The organism is Variovorax sp. DXTD-1 (genome assembly GCF_003984625.1).
Taxonomy (GTDB): Bacteria; Pseudomonadota; Gammaproteobacteria; order Burkholderiales; family Burkholderiaceae_C; genus Variovorax.
In genome coordinates this window covers 22,776-36,851 of record NZ_RWKH01000004.1, presented here as the reverse complement: position 1 = coordinate 36,851, position 14,076 = coordinate 22,776, and the positions used below count along the sequence as shown (strand labels likewise).

General features: G+C 68.1%; 14 protein-coding genes. 7 read left to right on the top strand and 7 right to left on the bottom strand.

Annotated elements, in window-relative coordinates; translation table 11 throughout:
• Window positions 1–51: 51 nt before the first annotated feature.
• From EJI00_RS04890 to EJI00_RS04860, 7 genes are all read left to right on the top strand, one after another.
• Window positions 52–1,275 (top strand): multidrug effflux MFS transporter, encoded by a 1,224-nt coding sequence (locus tag EJI00_RS04890; protein WP_185868065.1) that lies wholly within the window; start codon window positions 52–54, stop codon window positions 1,273–1,275.
• A 95-nt stretch (window positions 1,276–1,370) separates the two neighbouring features.
• Window positions 1,371–2,726: an MFS transporter gene (locus EJI00_RS04885; RefSeq protein WP_260590467.1), complete on the top strand. Its 1,356-nt coding sequence runs from the start codon at window positions 1,371–1,373 to the stop codon at window positions 2,724–2,726.
• Between the two features lie 20 nt (window positions 2,727–2,746).
• Window positions 2,747–3,379 carry a paraquat-inducible protein A gene (locus EJI00_RS04880; RefSeq protein ID WP_126746349.1) on the top strand — a complete coding sequence of 211 codons (633 nt, stop codon included), beginning with the start codon at window positions 2,747–2,749 and terminating at the stop codon, window positions 3,377–3,379.
• Entirely contained in the window at window positions 3,379–4,089 is a 711-nt protein-coding gene (locus tag EJI00_RS04875) for a paraquat-inducible protein A (protein ID WP_126746529.1), read from the top strand. Before EJI00_RS04880 ends, EJI00_RS04875 begins: the two co-directional genes overlap by 1 nt.
• Complete coding sequence (locus EJI00_RS04870; protein WP_126746348.1) at window positions 4,086–5,729, top strand: intermembrane transport protein PqiB; 1,644 nt, start codon at window positions 4,086–4,088, stop codon at window positions 5,727–5,729. Before EJI00_RS04875 ends, EJI00_RS04870 begins: the two co-directional genes overlap by 4 nt.
• Window positions 5,726–6,361, top strand: coding sequence for a membrane integrity-associated transporter subunit PqiC (locus EJI00_RS04865; protein ID WP_126746347.1), 636 nt, complete (start codon window positions 5,726–5,728; stop codon window positions 6,359–6,361). Before EJI00_RS04870 ends, EJI00_RS04865 begins: the two co-directional genes overlap by 4 nt.
• Window positions 6,362–6,386: 25 nt before the next feature.
• Complete coding sequence (locus EJI00_RS04860; protein WP_126746346.1) at window positions 6,387–8,006, top strand: MFS transporter; 1,620 nt, start codon at window positions 6,387–6,389, stop codon at window positions 8,004–8,006.
• Window positions 8,007–8,024: 18 nt separating this feature from the next.
• On the opposite strand, the gene EJI00_RS04855 is transcribed toward EJI00_RS04860, so the two are convergent.
• Genes EJI00_RS04855 through manD form a run of 7 tightly spaced genes read right to left on the bottom strand, consistent with a single transcriptional unit; the run spans window position 8,025 to window position 14,037 of the window.
• Complete coding sequence (locus tag EJI00_RS04855) at window positions 8,025–9,440, bottom strand: MATE family efflux transporter (protein WP_126746345.1); 1,416 nt, start codon at window positions 9,438–9,440, stop codon at window positions 8,025–8,027.
• On the bottom strand, window positions 9,437–10,012 hold the full coding sequence (locus EJI00_RS04850) for a DUF2239 family protein (protein ID WP_126746344.1): 576 nt from the start codon (window positions 10,010–10,012) through the stop codon (window positions 9,437–9,439). The genes EJI00_RS04855 and EJI00_RS04850 overlap by 4 nt, the downstream gene beginning before the upstream one ends.
• Window positions 10,013–10,060: 48 nt before the next feature.
• Window positions 10,061–10,351 (bottom strand): hypothetical protein, encoded by a 291-nt coding sequence (locus EJI00_RS04845; RefSeq protein ID WP_260590458.1) that lies wholly within the window; start codon window positions 10,349–10,351, stop codon window positions 10,061–10,063.
• Window positions 10,348–10,710, bottom strand: coding sequence for a GIY-YIG nuclease family protein (locus EJI00_RS04840; RefSeq protein ID WP_126746343.1), 363 nt, complete (start codon window positions 10,708–10,710; stop codon window positions 10,348–10,350). The genes EJI00_RS04845 and EJI00_RS04840 overlap by 4 nt, the downstream gene beginning before the upstream one ends.
• A gap of 59 nt (window positions 10,711–10,769) precedes the next feature.
• Window positions 10,770–11,264, bottom strand: a complete 495-nt coding sequence (locus EJI00_RS04835) for a hypothetical protein (RefSeq protein ID WP_126746342.1) — start codon at window positions 11,262–11,264, stop codon at window positions 10,770–10,772.
• Window positions 11,265–11,302: 38 nt separating this feature from the next.
• A complete protein-coding gene (locus tag EJI00_RS04830) occupies window positions 11,303–12,820 on the bottom strand; it encodes a mannitol dehydrogenase family protein (protein WP_126746341.1) in 1,518 nt (505 codons plus the stop codon).
• A 5-nt stretch (window positions 12,821–12,825) separates the two neighbouring features.
• Window positions 12,826–14,037: a D-mannonate dehydratase ManD gene (manD, locus tag EJI00_RS04825; protein ID WP_126746340.1), complete on the bottom strand. Its 1,212-nt coding sequence runs from the start codon at window positions 14,035–14,037 to the stop codon at window positions 12,826–12,828.
• Window positions 14,038–14,076 lie beyond the last annotated feature (39 nt).

Here is a 14,076-nt window from a genome sequence, read left to right as displayed (position 1 = left end):
GGCGCCGACCCCACGCCTGCACCAACCGCCGCGCTTGGCGACAATCGGTCGATGCGTTCTTCTCCCTTCTTCAAGATGGCCCTGTTGCTGGGCCTGCTCTCCGCCATCGGACCCTTCGCCATCGACATGTACCTGCCGGCGCTGCCTGCCATCGGCCAGAGCTTGCGCGCGGACATCGGCGCGGTGCAGATGAGCCTCACGGCGTTCTTTCTTTCGCTGGGCGCCGGCCAGCTGCTGTACGGACCGATCTCCGACATGGTCGGGCGCAAGCCGCCGCTCTATGCCGGGCTGGTGCTGTTTGCGCTTGCGAGCATCGGCTGCGCGCTGGCCACCGACATCCATACGCTGATCGTGCTGCGCTTCGTGCAAGGCCTGGGGGCGGCGGCGGGCATGGCGATTCCGCGCGCGGTGGTGCGCGACCTGCACACCGGCACCGATGCGGCGCGGCTCATGTCGCTGCTGATGCTGGTGTTCAGCGTGTCGCCCATCCTCGCGCCGCTGGCGGGCAGCGCCGTGATTGCGGTCACGGGCTGGCGCGGCGTGTTCTGGGCCGTGACCATTGCCGCGGCGGCAGGCCTGGCGATGATGGTCACGCAGTTGCAGGAAACGCGGCCTCCATCGCAGCGCGTGGAAAGCAGCCTCGGCAGCGCCTTGTCGGCCTACTGGCTGCTGCTGCGCGACTGGCACTACCTTGGGCTGGTGTTCATCGGCAGCTTTGCGATGGCGGGCTTTTTCACCTACCTGGCGAATTCGTCGTTCGTGATGATCGACCACTACGGCCTGTCGCCCGCGATGTACAGCGTGGCCTTTGGCGTGAACGCGGCGGCCTTCATCGGCGCCTCGCAGCTCACGGGTTCGCTCGGCGAGCGCTTCGGGCTGGTGGGCCTCGTCAAGTTCGGCGTGGTGGCCTCGTGCGCGGCCATGGTCGCCATGTTCACTTACTTTGCGACGGGCGGCGACAGCCTCTGGGTGCTGATCGTTCTCTACTTCATCGCCTCGGGCTTCATGGGCCTGGTGATCCCGACCACCGGCGTGCTGGCGCTCGAAATGCACGGCGCCATTGCCGGCACGGCCTCGGCATTGCTCGGCACGCTGCAGATGCTGACCGGCGCGCTGGCCATGGCAGTGGTGGGCCTCTTTACCGACGGGCGCCCGCTGCCGATGGTGACCGGCATGGCCGGCGGCGCGCTCATTGCGCTGGTGCTCACCTGGCTCACGCTGGGGCGCGTGCCCTCGCAACCCACCCGTAGCGCACAGGGAGCGCAAGAGGCTTGAACACCACGCGTGCAGGCACCGAGGCCGCGGTGCCCAAGACCAGCCAGGCCACGCAGCAAGTCGACGGGCTCGAGCAACCCGCGCGCCGCCGCGCGATGCTGGTCATCATCCTGGGCATCATGGTGGCCGTGCTCGACGGCACCATCGTCAACCTGGCGCTGCCGGGCATCGCGCGCGAGCTCCAGGCCAGCCCCTCGCATGCGATCTGGGTGGTCAACGCGTACCAGATCGCCACGCTGGTCATGCTGCTGCCGCTGGCGTCGCTGGGCGACCTGGTGGGCTACCGGCGCGTCTACCTGGTGGGCATGGCGGTGTTCACGGTGGCATCCATCGGCGCCACTTTCGCCGATTCGCTCGGTACCTTGATTGCCGCCCGCACCTTCCAGGGCCTGGGGGCGGCGGGCATCATGAGCGTGAATGCGGCGCTGGTGCGGCTGACCTTTCCCTCGGCGCTGCTGGGGCGCGGCATGGCCATCAATTCGATGGTGGTGGCCACGTCTTCGGTGGCGGGGCCCTCGGTGGCGGCGGCCATTCTGTCTGTGGCTTCGTGGCCGTGGCTCTTTGCCATCAATGTGCCGCTCGGGCTGCTCGTGTTCGCGCTGGGCATGAAGGCGCTGCCGTTCAACCGCGTGGCGCCGGCAGCGGGCCTGCGCTTCTCGCCGGTCGACGTGGCGCTGAACGTGCTGATGTTCTCGCTGGTGTTCCTGGGGGTCGACCGCCTTGGCGTGCGCGAGGGCGGCGCGGCGGCCGGTGGGTCGCATGCCTCCGCCTGGCTCATCCTGCTGGCCGGCGTGGCGGTAGGCTACTTCTATCTGCGGCGGCAGCGAACGCTGGCGGTGCCGCTTTTTCCCATCGACCTGCTGCGCATTCCGGTGTTCGCGCTTTCCATGGGCACCTCGGTCGCCGCTTTCTGCGCGCAGATGCTGGCCTATATCGCGCTGCCGTTCCTGCTGCTCGACGTGTACGGCCGCAGCCATATCGAGGCCGGGTTGCTCATTACCGCCTGGCCACTGGCCATCGTCGCCATGGCCCCGCTGGCGGGAAGACTGATCGGGCGCTACCCGGACGGGCTGCTCGGCGGCATCGGGCTGGGCCTGCTCGCCATCGGGCTGGCGTTGCTGGCCGCGCTGCCGGCGCACCCGGGCAATGCCGACATCGCGTGGCGCATGGCGCTGTGCGGCCTCGGGTTCGGCTTGTTCCAGTCGCCGAACAACCACACCATCGTGACCTCGCCGCCGGCGCACCGTAGCGGCGCGGCCAGCGGCATGCTGGGCACGGCGCGGCTCACGGGCCAGACGCTGGGGGCGGTGGTGCTGGCGGGCGTGTTCAGCGTATGGAGCCCGCACGGCGGCCACGGGCCGGTGGTGGCACTGGTGCTGGCGGCCTGTTGCGCCGGCGTTGCGGCAATTTTCAGCAGCCTGCGGCTCAAGACGACAGGGCACCATGGCTGAATAGGGTAGGGTACGGCCCCATGACGGAAGTACCTGAAACCGTGGTTTGCCCGGGCTGCGATGCGGTCTTCAGCCGCACGCCCCTGAAGCCGCGCGAGGTTTCGCGCTGCGCCCGCTGCGGCACCGAGCTTTATCGCCACGCCGGCGACCAGCAGCGCCGCATCCTGCCGCTGACGGTGGCCTCGCTCATCATGTTTGCCATTGCCAACCTGTTTCCGATCGTCGAGATCGAACTGCAGGGCCTGCGCAGCCAGACCACGCTGGCTGGCGCCGTGCTGGTGCTGAGCACCGAGGGCATGTCGCTGGTGGCGCTGCTGGTGCTGGCGACGACGCTTTTGTTTCCGCTGCTGCAGCTTTGCATCCTGGCTTACCTGCTCATTCCGCTCCAGCGCGAGCACCGGCCGGCCGGCTTTGCCATTCTGGTGCGCGCCATGCAGATGCTCCGGCCCTGGGGCATGGTCGAGGTGTTCCTGCTCGGCGTGCTGGTGGCCATCGTCAAACTGTCGAGCATGGCCACCGTGGTGGCCGGGCCGGCGCTGTGGGCCTTCATGGCGCTCACGGTCCTGCTCACCGCCGTGCTCTCGTTCAACCCCAATGCTTTTTGGGAAATGACCTTTCGCCCGCCCGGCGAACCGAAGGAGGGCGCTGCGTGATCGGCCCCTTTCTCCATGCGCATGACGACGGCGACGAAACCCCGGCGGCCACGGCCGCCTCGCTCGGCCTTGTGGCCTGCCCGCATTGCGACGCCGTCTGGCGCGACGCGGCCGAGGGCGAGCCCTGCGGCCGCTGCGGCACCCGCCTGTACACGCGCAAGCCCTACAGCCTCAAACGCACCTGGGCCTTCCTGATTGCGGCCTGCATCATGTACATACCGGCCAACCTGCTGCCGGTGATGATCACGCGCACGCTGTTCGGCGCGCAGTACGACACCATCCTGAGCGGCGTGATCTATTTCTGGGTGTCGGGTGCCTACGGGCTCGCGGCGATCATCTTCATCGCAAGCTTCCTGGTGCCGCTTTTCAAACTCACGGTACTGATCTTGCTCGCCTTGCTGGCGCAGCGCGCGAGCGATTGGCGAAGGCCCGAGCGGGCCAAGCTCTATCACATCGTCGAGATCATCGGCCGCTGGTCGATGCTCGATGTGTTCGTGGTGTCGCTGCTCACCGGGCTGGTGCAGATCCAGGGCTTTGCGGTCATCAATGCGGGCGTGGGCATTGCGGCCTTCGGCTCGGTAGTGGTGCTGACCATGCTCGCCTCGCTGAGCTTCGACCCCAGGCTCACATGGGACAGCAAAGAGCAACAGCAAGCCGAACGGCAGCGAAATGAACCGGCAAGTGACAACAGGGAAGAAAAGCCAGCATGAGTGAAGAAGACGTCAAACCGAACGACAACCAGGCCCCGCCCGGCTTGCCTCCGCCGCGCGTGGTGCGCCGGCGCCAGTGGCTGCCTTCGCTGATCTGGCTGATTCCCATCGTGGCCGCGCTGGTCGGCGTGATGCTGATCGCCAAGATACTGATGGAGCGCGGGCCCGAGATCGTGCTCACCTTCAATACCGCCGAAGGCCTGGAAGCCGGCAAGACCGCCGTCAAGTACAAGGACGTGCAGATCGGCACCGTGCAGAGCCTGCGGCTTGCGCGTGACCGCTCGCACGTGCGCGTGATTGTGCAGCTGAACAACGAGGCCAAGAGCTTCACCGCCGAAGACTCGCGCTTCTGGGTGGTGCGGCCGCGGCTCGACACCTCCGGCATTTCGGGCCTGAGCACCTTGCTCTCGGGCGCATACATCGGCGCCGATGCGGGCGTATCGACCGAAACCGCGAGCGAGTTCAAGGGCCTCGAAGTGCCGCCCATCGTCACGCGCGATGCGTCGGGCCAGCAGTTCTTGCTGCGCGCCACGGACATCGGTTCGCTCGACGTGGGCTCGCCGGTGTACTTCAGGCGCATCAAGGTGGGCCAGGTGGCCGCCTATGAACTCGATGGCGACGGCCGCGGCGTGACGCTGCGCATCTTCGTCAATGCACCTTACGACAAGTTCGTGGGCGTGAACACGCGCTTCTGGCAGGCAAGCGGCATCGATGCGCAGCTGAGCGCGAGCGGCTTCACCTTGCGCACGCAATCGCTTGCCACCATCTTGCTGGGCGGCATTGCCTTCAAGGCGCCGGAAGACGCCATGGGGCCGCTGGCCAAGGAGAACACGGCCTTTACGCTCGCCGAAGACGAAACCACGGCCATGAAGGAGCCTGACGGTCCGCCGCAAACGCTGCTGATGTACTTCAACCAGTCGCTGCGCGGCCTCACGCCGGGCGCACCGGTCGACTTCCGCGGCGTGGTGATCGGTGAGGTCAAGTCCATCGGCGTGGAGTTCGATCGCGCCGAGCGGGAGTTCCGCATGCCGGTGCTGGTGCAGGTCTACCCCGACCGCCTGCGCCGCCGCGCCGGCGAAAGCGGCGCGGAATCGCGCGCCACGCAGCAGGAGCGCCTGCGCTTTCTGGCCGAAAAGGGCCTGCGCGCACAGCTGCGCAACGGCAATCTGCTGACAGGGCAGGTGTACGTGGCGCTCGACTTTTTCCCGAAGGCGCCGCCGGCGAAGATCGACGTGACGAAGAACCCGATCGAGCTGCCCACCATGGCCAACAGCCTCGACGAGATCCAGTCCCAGGTGCAGGAGATTGCGAGCAAGCTCAACAAGGTGCCGTACGAGCAGATTGCCGCCGACCTGCGCACCACGCTCACCACGCTGAACAAGACGCTCACCAGCACCGAGCAGGCGGTAACGCGCATCAACACCGACGTAACGCCCGAGCTTGCCGCCGCCATGAAGGACGTGCGCAAGACCGTCAACAACGCTGAACGCACGCTGGCCGACGATTCGCCGCTGCAGCAGGACATGCGCCAGACGCTGCGCGAGCTGACCCGCGCCGCCGGCTCCGTGCGCGTGCTGACCGATTACCTCGAGCGGCATCCCGAGTCGCTGCTGCGCGGCAAACCGGACGACAAGAAATGAAGAAAAAGACAACACCGCCCCTTCTCGGTGCCGCTGCGGCCGCGCTGATCGTCCTTGCGGGCTGCGCGAGCAAGCCCGACAACTACTACACGCTGGCCAGCACGGTGCCCGCCGCCGAAGCCGCGCCTTCGACCATCGGCACCGCCGCGCCGATCTACATAGAGCTGGCACCGGTGGCGGTGCCCGAACGGCTTGCAAGGCCGCAGATGGTGGTGGGGCGCTCCAACGGCAGCGTGCAGGTCGACGTGCTCGAGCAGCACCGCTGGGCCGCGTCGTTCGAAAGCGAACTGCAGGATGCACTCGCCAGCGGCATCGCGGCCAGGCTCGGCGCGCTCGACGTCACCAAGGGCGGCCGGCAAACATCGCAGCCCGTGTGGCGCATCGCGGTGCAGGTGCGCCAGTTCGACGCAGTCGATGGCGGCCGCGTGGACGCCGGCTTCAGCTGGACGCTGCGGCGCACCGACGAGACCCGCACCATGGTCTGCCAGCTGAACGTGGGCGAGGGCGTCGCAAGCGGCATCGACGCGGTGGCGCAGGCCGCGCAGCGCATCACGGCGGCAGCCGCGGCGGCCATTGCACGCAGCGTGAGCGCGGGAAGGGCGAACCCGGCGGCGACGACCTGCCCGGCCTGAACTACCCTAGCCAGGAGCGAACGCCATGGCACAGATCGGCAAGGCACCCTGCGAGAACGCGCTGATCCTGCATGGCGCCAAGGCACAAGAGACCACGTGTCCCGATGCCTCCAAGCCCTGGGTGCTGGCGGCCGCGGTCATCGGCTCCAGCATGGCCTTCATCGACGGCACGGTCGTCAACGTGGCACTGCCGGCCATCCAGGCCGACCTGCGGGCGACCGCATTCCAGGCGCAGTGGGTGGTCGAGTCGTATGCCTTGCTGCTGGCCGCGCTGCTGCTGGTGGGCGGCGCGCTCGGCGACCATTTTGGGCGGCGCCGCATCTTCGCGGTCGGCGTCGGCATCTTCGCCGTTGCATCGGTGGCTTGCGGCCTTGCGGCCAACGTGCAGCAGCTGATTGCCGCCCGCGCCGTGCAGGGCATCGGCGGGGCCTTGCTGGTGCCCGGCAGCCTGGCGCTCATCAGCGCGGCGTTTCCTGAAAAAGAACGCGGCAAGGCCATCGGCGTCTGGTCGGGCTTCAGCGGCATTACCGCGGCCGCGGGCCCGGTGCTCGGCGGCTTTCTGGTCGACCATTTCTCGTGGGCCTGGGCCTTTCTCATCAACGTGCCGATGGCGCTTCTGGTGCTGTGGATCGTGTGGCGGCATGTGCCTGAAAGCCGTGGTTCGTCGGCCAGCGGTGGGCTCGACTTTTTCGGCGCACTGCTGGCAACCGCCGGACTGGGCGGCATCGTCTATGCGTTCATCGAGGCACCCACGCAGCACTGGAATTCACCCGCGGTGGTGGCCGCCATGGCCATCGGCATCGCGGCCAGCGCGGGCTTCATTGCCGTGGAGCGCAAGGCGCAAACCCCCATGCTGCCGCTGGCGCTGCTGCGCATCGGCAACTTCAGCGGCGCCAACCTGCTGACCTTGCTGCTGTACGCCGCGCTCGGCGGCGGCCTGTATTTCTTTCCGCTCAACCTGATCCAGGTGCAGGGCTACTCCGCCACCGTGGCGGGCGCGGCGCTGCTGCCGTTCATCTTCATCATGTTCGCGCTTTCGGGCTGGGCAGGCCAACTGGTGGACCGCTTCGGCCCGCGGCTGCCGCTGGTCATCGGCCCCGCGATTGCCGCTGTCGGCTTTGCGTTGTTCGCCGTGCCCGGGGTGGGCGCGAGCTATTGGAGCGGCTTCTTTCCGGCGGTGGTGGTGCTGGGTTTCGGCATGACCGTGACCGTGGCGCCGCTCACCACCACGGTGATGAACGCGGTCGGTCCCGAGCAGGCCGGCGTTGCTTCAGGCGTCAACAACGCTGTGTCTCGCGCTGCTGCGGTGCTGGCCATTGCGGTGTTCGGCCTGGTCATGGCCTGGGCTTTCGACAGCGCACTGGCCGAGAGCCTGCGCGGCATGGGGGCCTCAGCGGAGGTGTCGGCATTCCTGGAAGGCGAGCGCGACAAGCTGGCCGGCGCCGCGCTGCCGCCGGGTGTCGATGCGGCAACCGCCGCGGCCTTGAAGCGTGCCGTGGCCGAATCGTTCGTTGCCGGTTTTCGGTGGGTGATGCTGCTGAGCGCCGGGCTGGCGGTGCTCAGCGCCTTGAGCGCGTGGCTGATGATTCGCGGCGGAGCTGCACCGGCAGAGGCCTCCCCGGCCTCCCGAGGGCCGGCCGGGTGATTCATGGCGCCGCGCCGGCTACACCAGACGCCGGATCGCCTTCTTGCGCCACACCAGCCGGTAGTAGGCCGTCTGCAGCAGCAGCATCGCCCCGAACGTGACGGGGTAGGCATACCAGATGCCGTTGAGTCCGATGCGGTGGCTCATGAACCAGGCCACCGGCACCTCGATGCCGATGAGGCAGAGGATCGAGATGGCCGTGGGCACCAGCACCGAGCCGCTGGCCCGCATGATCCCCGAGATGGCTGCGGCCATGCCGAAGATCACCAGGCTCCACAGCATGATGTGCAGCAGCGTCTGCGCAATTTCGATCACCGGTGCGCTGGTGATGAAAAAACCCATGAGGTGGCGTGAGAACAGGTAGCCCAGCAGCACCAACCCGCCCGTGAGCGCCAGGTTCATCAGCAGCGCGGTCTTGGCAATGGCGCCAAGCCGGTCCGCGCGGCCCGCACCGATGGCCTGGGCGCCGAGGATCGAGGCCGTGATGGCGATCGAGATGGCCGGGAACTGCACATACGCCACCACCTGGTTCACCGCGCCATACGCCGCGGTGGCGCTGGAGCCGTAGCCGTTCACCAGTGAGAGCAGGGCAATTTCAGCGAGCGCCACAACGATCATCTGCACGCCCGTGGGCACCCCGACCTTGAGCACCGCCTTCAGCAGCTTGGGGTCGATGCGCAGGTGGCGAATCAGCTCTGCATCGGGCGCCAGCGGACTGCCGCGGCTGCGCAGGCGCCACGCCATCCACAGCGTGGCAACCACGAAGGCCACCACGGTAGCCCAGGCGCCGCTCGCAACGCCGAGCTGCGGCAGTCCGCCCCAGCCGCGAATGAGCGCCGGGGTGACGATGAGACCCACAACCGTGGAAATGATCAGCGTGAGCAGCGGCGTGACCGTGTCGCCCACACCGCGCAGCATGGCGGTGGACAGCAGAAAGACGAACAGGCCCGGCATGGCGATCAGCATGATGCGGGCGTAGCTGGTGGAGTCGGCCAGCACGTCCGGCGGCGTGCCGAGCAATGCCAGCAGCGGCGTGGTGAAGGCGCCGCCGAACACCGCCACGGCGAGTCCCAGCAGGATGCCGACCGCCAGCGTGGTGCCCGCCACGGCCTTGGCCTTGGCGACGTCGCGCGCGCCCCAGGCCTGGCCGATGAGCACCGAGGCTCCGGCGCCCAGGCCGATGACGAAAGCGATGAAGAAGAACATCACCGGGAAGAAGCTCGAAACGGCCGCCAGCGCGCTGACGCCGATCATCTGCCCGATGTAGATGTTGTTGATGGTGCCCGACAGCGACTGCAGGATGTTGCTGAGCAGCATCGGCGCCAGGAAGAGCAGGAAGGTCTTCCATAGTGCACGTGGCGCTCCGACGGGTGCGGTTGGCGTACCGCGCAGCCCGCTGTGGGCAGCGGCTGCGTTCTCGGAGGTTGCTCTCATTCGGTGGTGCTCCAGGCGGCGGCAGACAGTTTATGAAGGTGGATGCGCAAGTCCGGGGGCCAGGAGTCGATCAGCGCCTCGAAGCGGTTTTGGTCGCCGGCGAACAGCGCGCGGGTGGCTTCCTCGAAGCCGGGCAGGGCACCAGCGATGGCGGTCATGAAGCGGTAGGCGGCTTCGCGCGATGCGCGCACGGCGTCGCGGTCGGCATTGACGCGGCTCGCTTCCTGGACCAGCCGCCGCAATGCAACCGAAGCGCCCCCGGGCTGGCGGTTGAGCCATTCCCAATGGCGCGGCAGCAGGGTGACTTCGCGTGCGACCACTCCGAGCTTCGGGCGGCCCACGCCGCGCGGGGTTTCCTCGTGAGTCTCGGCGTTGGCGGCAGGCGCACCGGCACCGCCCCGGTTGTGAACATCGAGGTCGAGCTGTTCACCGGTGTGTTCGTTGAACACGAGATAGGGTGAGTCGTCCTTGCGCTCGCGCAAATGCGCAAGCACGTCGGCGGCGCTTCCGTGGGCGATGCGCTTGAAGCCGGCGAAAACAACCAGGTTGATGGGGGGCGTGTCGGATGGCATGTTGGATTTCATTATTCTTTCGGGACCGCTCGCATCGGGGTGCGTAATCTACCCGTTGAAAGGCTCAGGCGAAGGGCGCGTCGTCGTGGCAAAGCGCAAGGAGCGCAACGTTGATTTGCGACAGGCTTTCCGGAGCCACGCCGAGATCGACAACCCCAGGGATCGCGCAAGGTCGGCCGCCGACACGCAGCCGTCTTCGGCGCTCAGGAGCCGATGAAGCAGCGTGACGTCTTCGTAGTCCAGGCCATGGAAAGCACCCAGTTCCTCCTGGAGCTTCAGGTTCAGGCTGGCGTGGGCACGGCCGATGTTGAGGAACAAGTCCAGTGGAGCGATGCTCATGGCGTGTCGTAGCTCCGGTCGCCGTGGCATTGAAGCTCCTCACGCCAGAGCGCAAGAAGTTTTTCGAGCTCCGCGGCGCGGTCGAAGGCCGGGTCGTCGCGCTCCTTGATGCGGTCGACCACCTCGAAGCTGAAGTTCGCCGCGCCGTGCGCGGCCCAGTCGCGCACCAGCGCCTTGTTGCGGTGCGAGCGCAGGCCGAGTTCGAAGCGGGCGCGGTTCATCGCTCCCTCCACGTCGAGACTGCCGGCCATGTAGAGGCGGCCGCTGAGCGTATTGCGGATGACGAAGACGCCCGCGGGGCGGACCGTTTCCTTGTATTTCCTGGCGAGGGCGCGCCTCGTCTCCTGGGGCATGTTCATGTGCCATATATTATCCGGGTAAAACTAAAAACACAATATACCCGGGTAAAAATAAGGGCTCACCCCTCGCGCAATCGCCGCCATCCCCGTGCGAGCCGGCGGTTGAGGGCCCGCACCACGCGCCAGGGGCGGCTCTCGCGAACGAGCGCCAGCACGTGGTTTTTCCAGCCTTTCCAGCGCGGATACCAGTGTGCGAACAGCGGGATGCGCATGAGCGCGGGTTCGACCAGCTGGAAGATGCGCGCGACGAAGGCCGTGCCGATCAGCTTGGCGGCGACCAGCACCGTCACGCCGCTTGCGGCATGGCCGCGGCCGAACAGGAAGAGCGCGAGCACCTTGACCGGCAGCAACAGGAGCACCGGCAGCAGGAAGGCCAGCAGCGCGCCCCACGGCGGCAGTTCGCGCAGCCGGTTTTCGAGCCGCGCCCACAGCGGCAGCCGCGCCAAGCGGCGCGCCAGCGCGGCGAGCGGCTCCCAGCCCCATTCCTCGAACAGCAGGATGGGCACGAGCAGCGCCGCGGCAAGGGCGCGCAGGAAGCGGGTGAAGAAGCGCATGGCCACGGCATTGTGACCGCGGGCCGTGGCCCGCCCCGTTATGCCTGCGCGGCCAGCGTCTTGTGCACGCCCAGCTCGCGCAGCGCACGGAGCTGCGTGGCCACGGCCGAGACGAAGCGCGGGCTGCTTGCCAGGTCGTTGCCGAACACCGGCGCGAAAGCCGCGAATACGGCCACGCGCGCTTCGTCGGCTTGTGCCGGTTCGACCACGGCTGCAGCGCGCTCGGCCGCCGCGCAGCGTTCGGCCAGTGCATCGGCCAACGGGTCCTGGATCTCGTGGCGGCGGCCCAGTTCGTCGATGCCGCGCAGATAGTGCAGCCAGGCCGCGACGGCCAGTGCAAGGCGGTCGATCGAAGCGCCCGCGGCCAGGCGCTCGCGCACCGTGCCCAGCAGGCGCTGCGGCAGCTTCTGCGAACCGTCCATCGCGATCTGCGCAGTGCGGTGCGCGAGCGCCGGGTTGGCGAAGCGCTCGAGCAGGCGCCGGCGGTAGGCATCGAGGTCGAGCCCGGGCAGCGCCGGCAGCGTGGATGCGATCTCCTCGCGCATCAGGCGATCGAGGTAGCGGTGCAGGGCGGGCGTGGCGACGGCGCGGTCGACCGTGTCGAGGCCTGCCATGGCGCCCAGGTACGCAAGCGCCGAATGAGCGCCGTTGACCATGCGCAGCTTGAGTGTCTCGAAGGGGCGTGCGTCGGGCACGAAGCGTGCGCCGCCCGCATCCCAGGCGGGGCGGCCGGCGGCGAAGTCATCTTCCACCACCCATTCGAGAAAGCGCTCGCAGACCACCGGCCAGGCGTCCTCCAGCCCGAGCGCGGCTTTGACCTGCGCGCGGTCGGCGTCGGTGGTGCGCGGCACGATGCGGTCCACCATCGAGCAGGGAAAGCTGCAGTGCTCTGCAATCCAGCGTGCCAGCTGCGGATCGACGCGCTGCGCGAAGTCCAATACGAGGCCGCGCAGCAGGTGGCCGTTGGACGGCAGGTTGTCGAGCGACAGCAAGGTCACCGGCGCCAGCCCGCGCAGCTGCCGCAGGCGCAGGCCCGAGACCAGGAAGCCGAGCGTGCCGCGCGGCGCATCGGGGCGCGCGAGGTCGTGCAGCACGTCGGCATGGTCGGCGCGCAGCGCACCGGTGGCCGGGTCGTGGCAATAGCCCTTTTCCGTGACGGTGAGGCTCACGATGCGGGTCGCGGGATGGGCGATGCGCGCGAGCACCGCCGCCGGGTCCTCGGGGGCGACCTGCACGCCGAGCAGGCAGCCGATGACCTGCAGCGACGCGCGCGGCCTGCCGGCCTCGTCCACGTCGCGCAGCGCGAGCGTGTAGAGGCTGTCCTGCGGCGCGAGCGCATCGCGTGTCTCGGCGCTGCGCAGCGATACGCCCGCAATGCCCCAGCGCAGGTCGCCACTCGCATGCAGCGCGGCTTCGTTGACGGCGGCCAGGTGACCGCGCTGGAATGCGCCGACACCCAGGTGGACGATGCCGGCCTCGAGCGCGGCGCGGTCGTAGGCGGGGCGCGCCACCGCGGGCGGCAGCGCGGCCAGCGTCTCGGCATTCAGCCTGGTCATGGCGCTCACCAGTTCCACAGCGTGCCGTCGTGCTGCAGGCGGTTCACCGGCAGGTAGGCGCGCTTGTAGGGGTACTTCGCGGCCAGCGCCTCGTCGATCTCCACGCCATGGCCGGGCACGTCACCCGGGTAGAGCATGCCTTGGTCGAAGGTGTAGGCGTGCGGGAACACGGCGTCGGTTTCTTCGGTGTGGCGCATGTATTCCTGGATGCCGAAGTTCGGCACCCACAGGTCGAAGTGCAGCGCCGCGCCCATGCACACCGGCGACAGATCGGTGGCGCCGTGGCAGCCGGTGCGCACCTGGTAGAGCGAGGCCAGGTCGGCAATGCGGCGCAGGTGCGTGATGCCGCCGGCATGGACCACGGTGGCGCGCACGTAGTCGATCAGCTGGTTCTCGATGAGCTCCTTGCAGTCCCAGATGGAGTTGAAGATCTCGCCCACCGCCAGCGGCGTGGTGGTGTGCTGGCGGATCAGGCGGAAGGCGTCCTGGTTCTCGGCCGGCGTCGCGTCCTCCATCCAGAAAAGGTTGAAGGGCTCCAGCGACTTGCCCAGGCGCCCCGCCTCGATGGGCGTGAGGCGGTGGTGCACGTCGTGCAGCAGATGGTGCTCGAAGCCGAGCTTCTCGCGGATGCGCTCGAACAGCTTGGGCGTGTGGCGCAGGTACTTCTCGGTGGACCAGTCGTGCTCGGAGGGCAGGTCGGCGTCGGCCGGTTCGTAGAAGAGCGTGCCCTTGCCGACGCCGTACACCTTCTCCAGCCCCGGCACGCCGCTTTGCGCGCGGATGGCCTTGTAGCCGGCGTCCGCATAGCGCAGCACCTCGTCCACCGTGTGCTCGATGTCGCTGCCGTTGGCGTGGCCGTAGACCATCACGCCGGTGCGGCTCTTGCCGCCCAGCAGTTGGTACAGCGGCAGGCCGGCGGCCTTGGCCTTGATGTCCCACAGGGCCGTGTCGACCGCGGCGATGGCGGTCATGGTGACCGGGCCGCGGCGCCAGTAGGCGCCCTTGTAGAGGTACTGCCAGATGTCCTCGATCTGGTGCGCGTCGCGTCCGATCAGGCAGGGAATGACGTGCTCGGTGAGGTAGGCGGCCACGGAGAGTTCGCGCCCATTGAGCGTGGCGTCGCCGATGCCGGTCAGGCCCTCGTCGGTTTCGATCTTGAGGGTGACGAAGTTGCGGCCGGGGCTGCAGACGATAACGCGGGCGTTGGTGATTTTCATGGTTGAAGCAAGAGAGATGGCGGATGCGGCGGCAGCGTT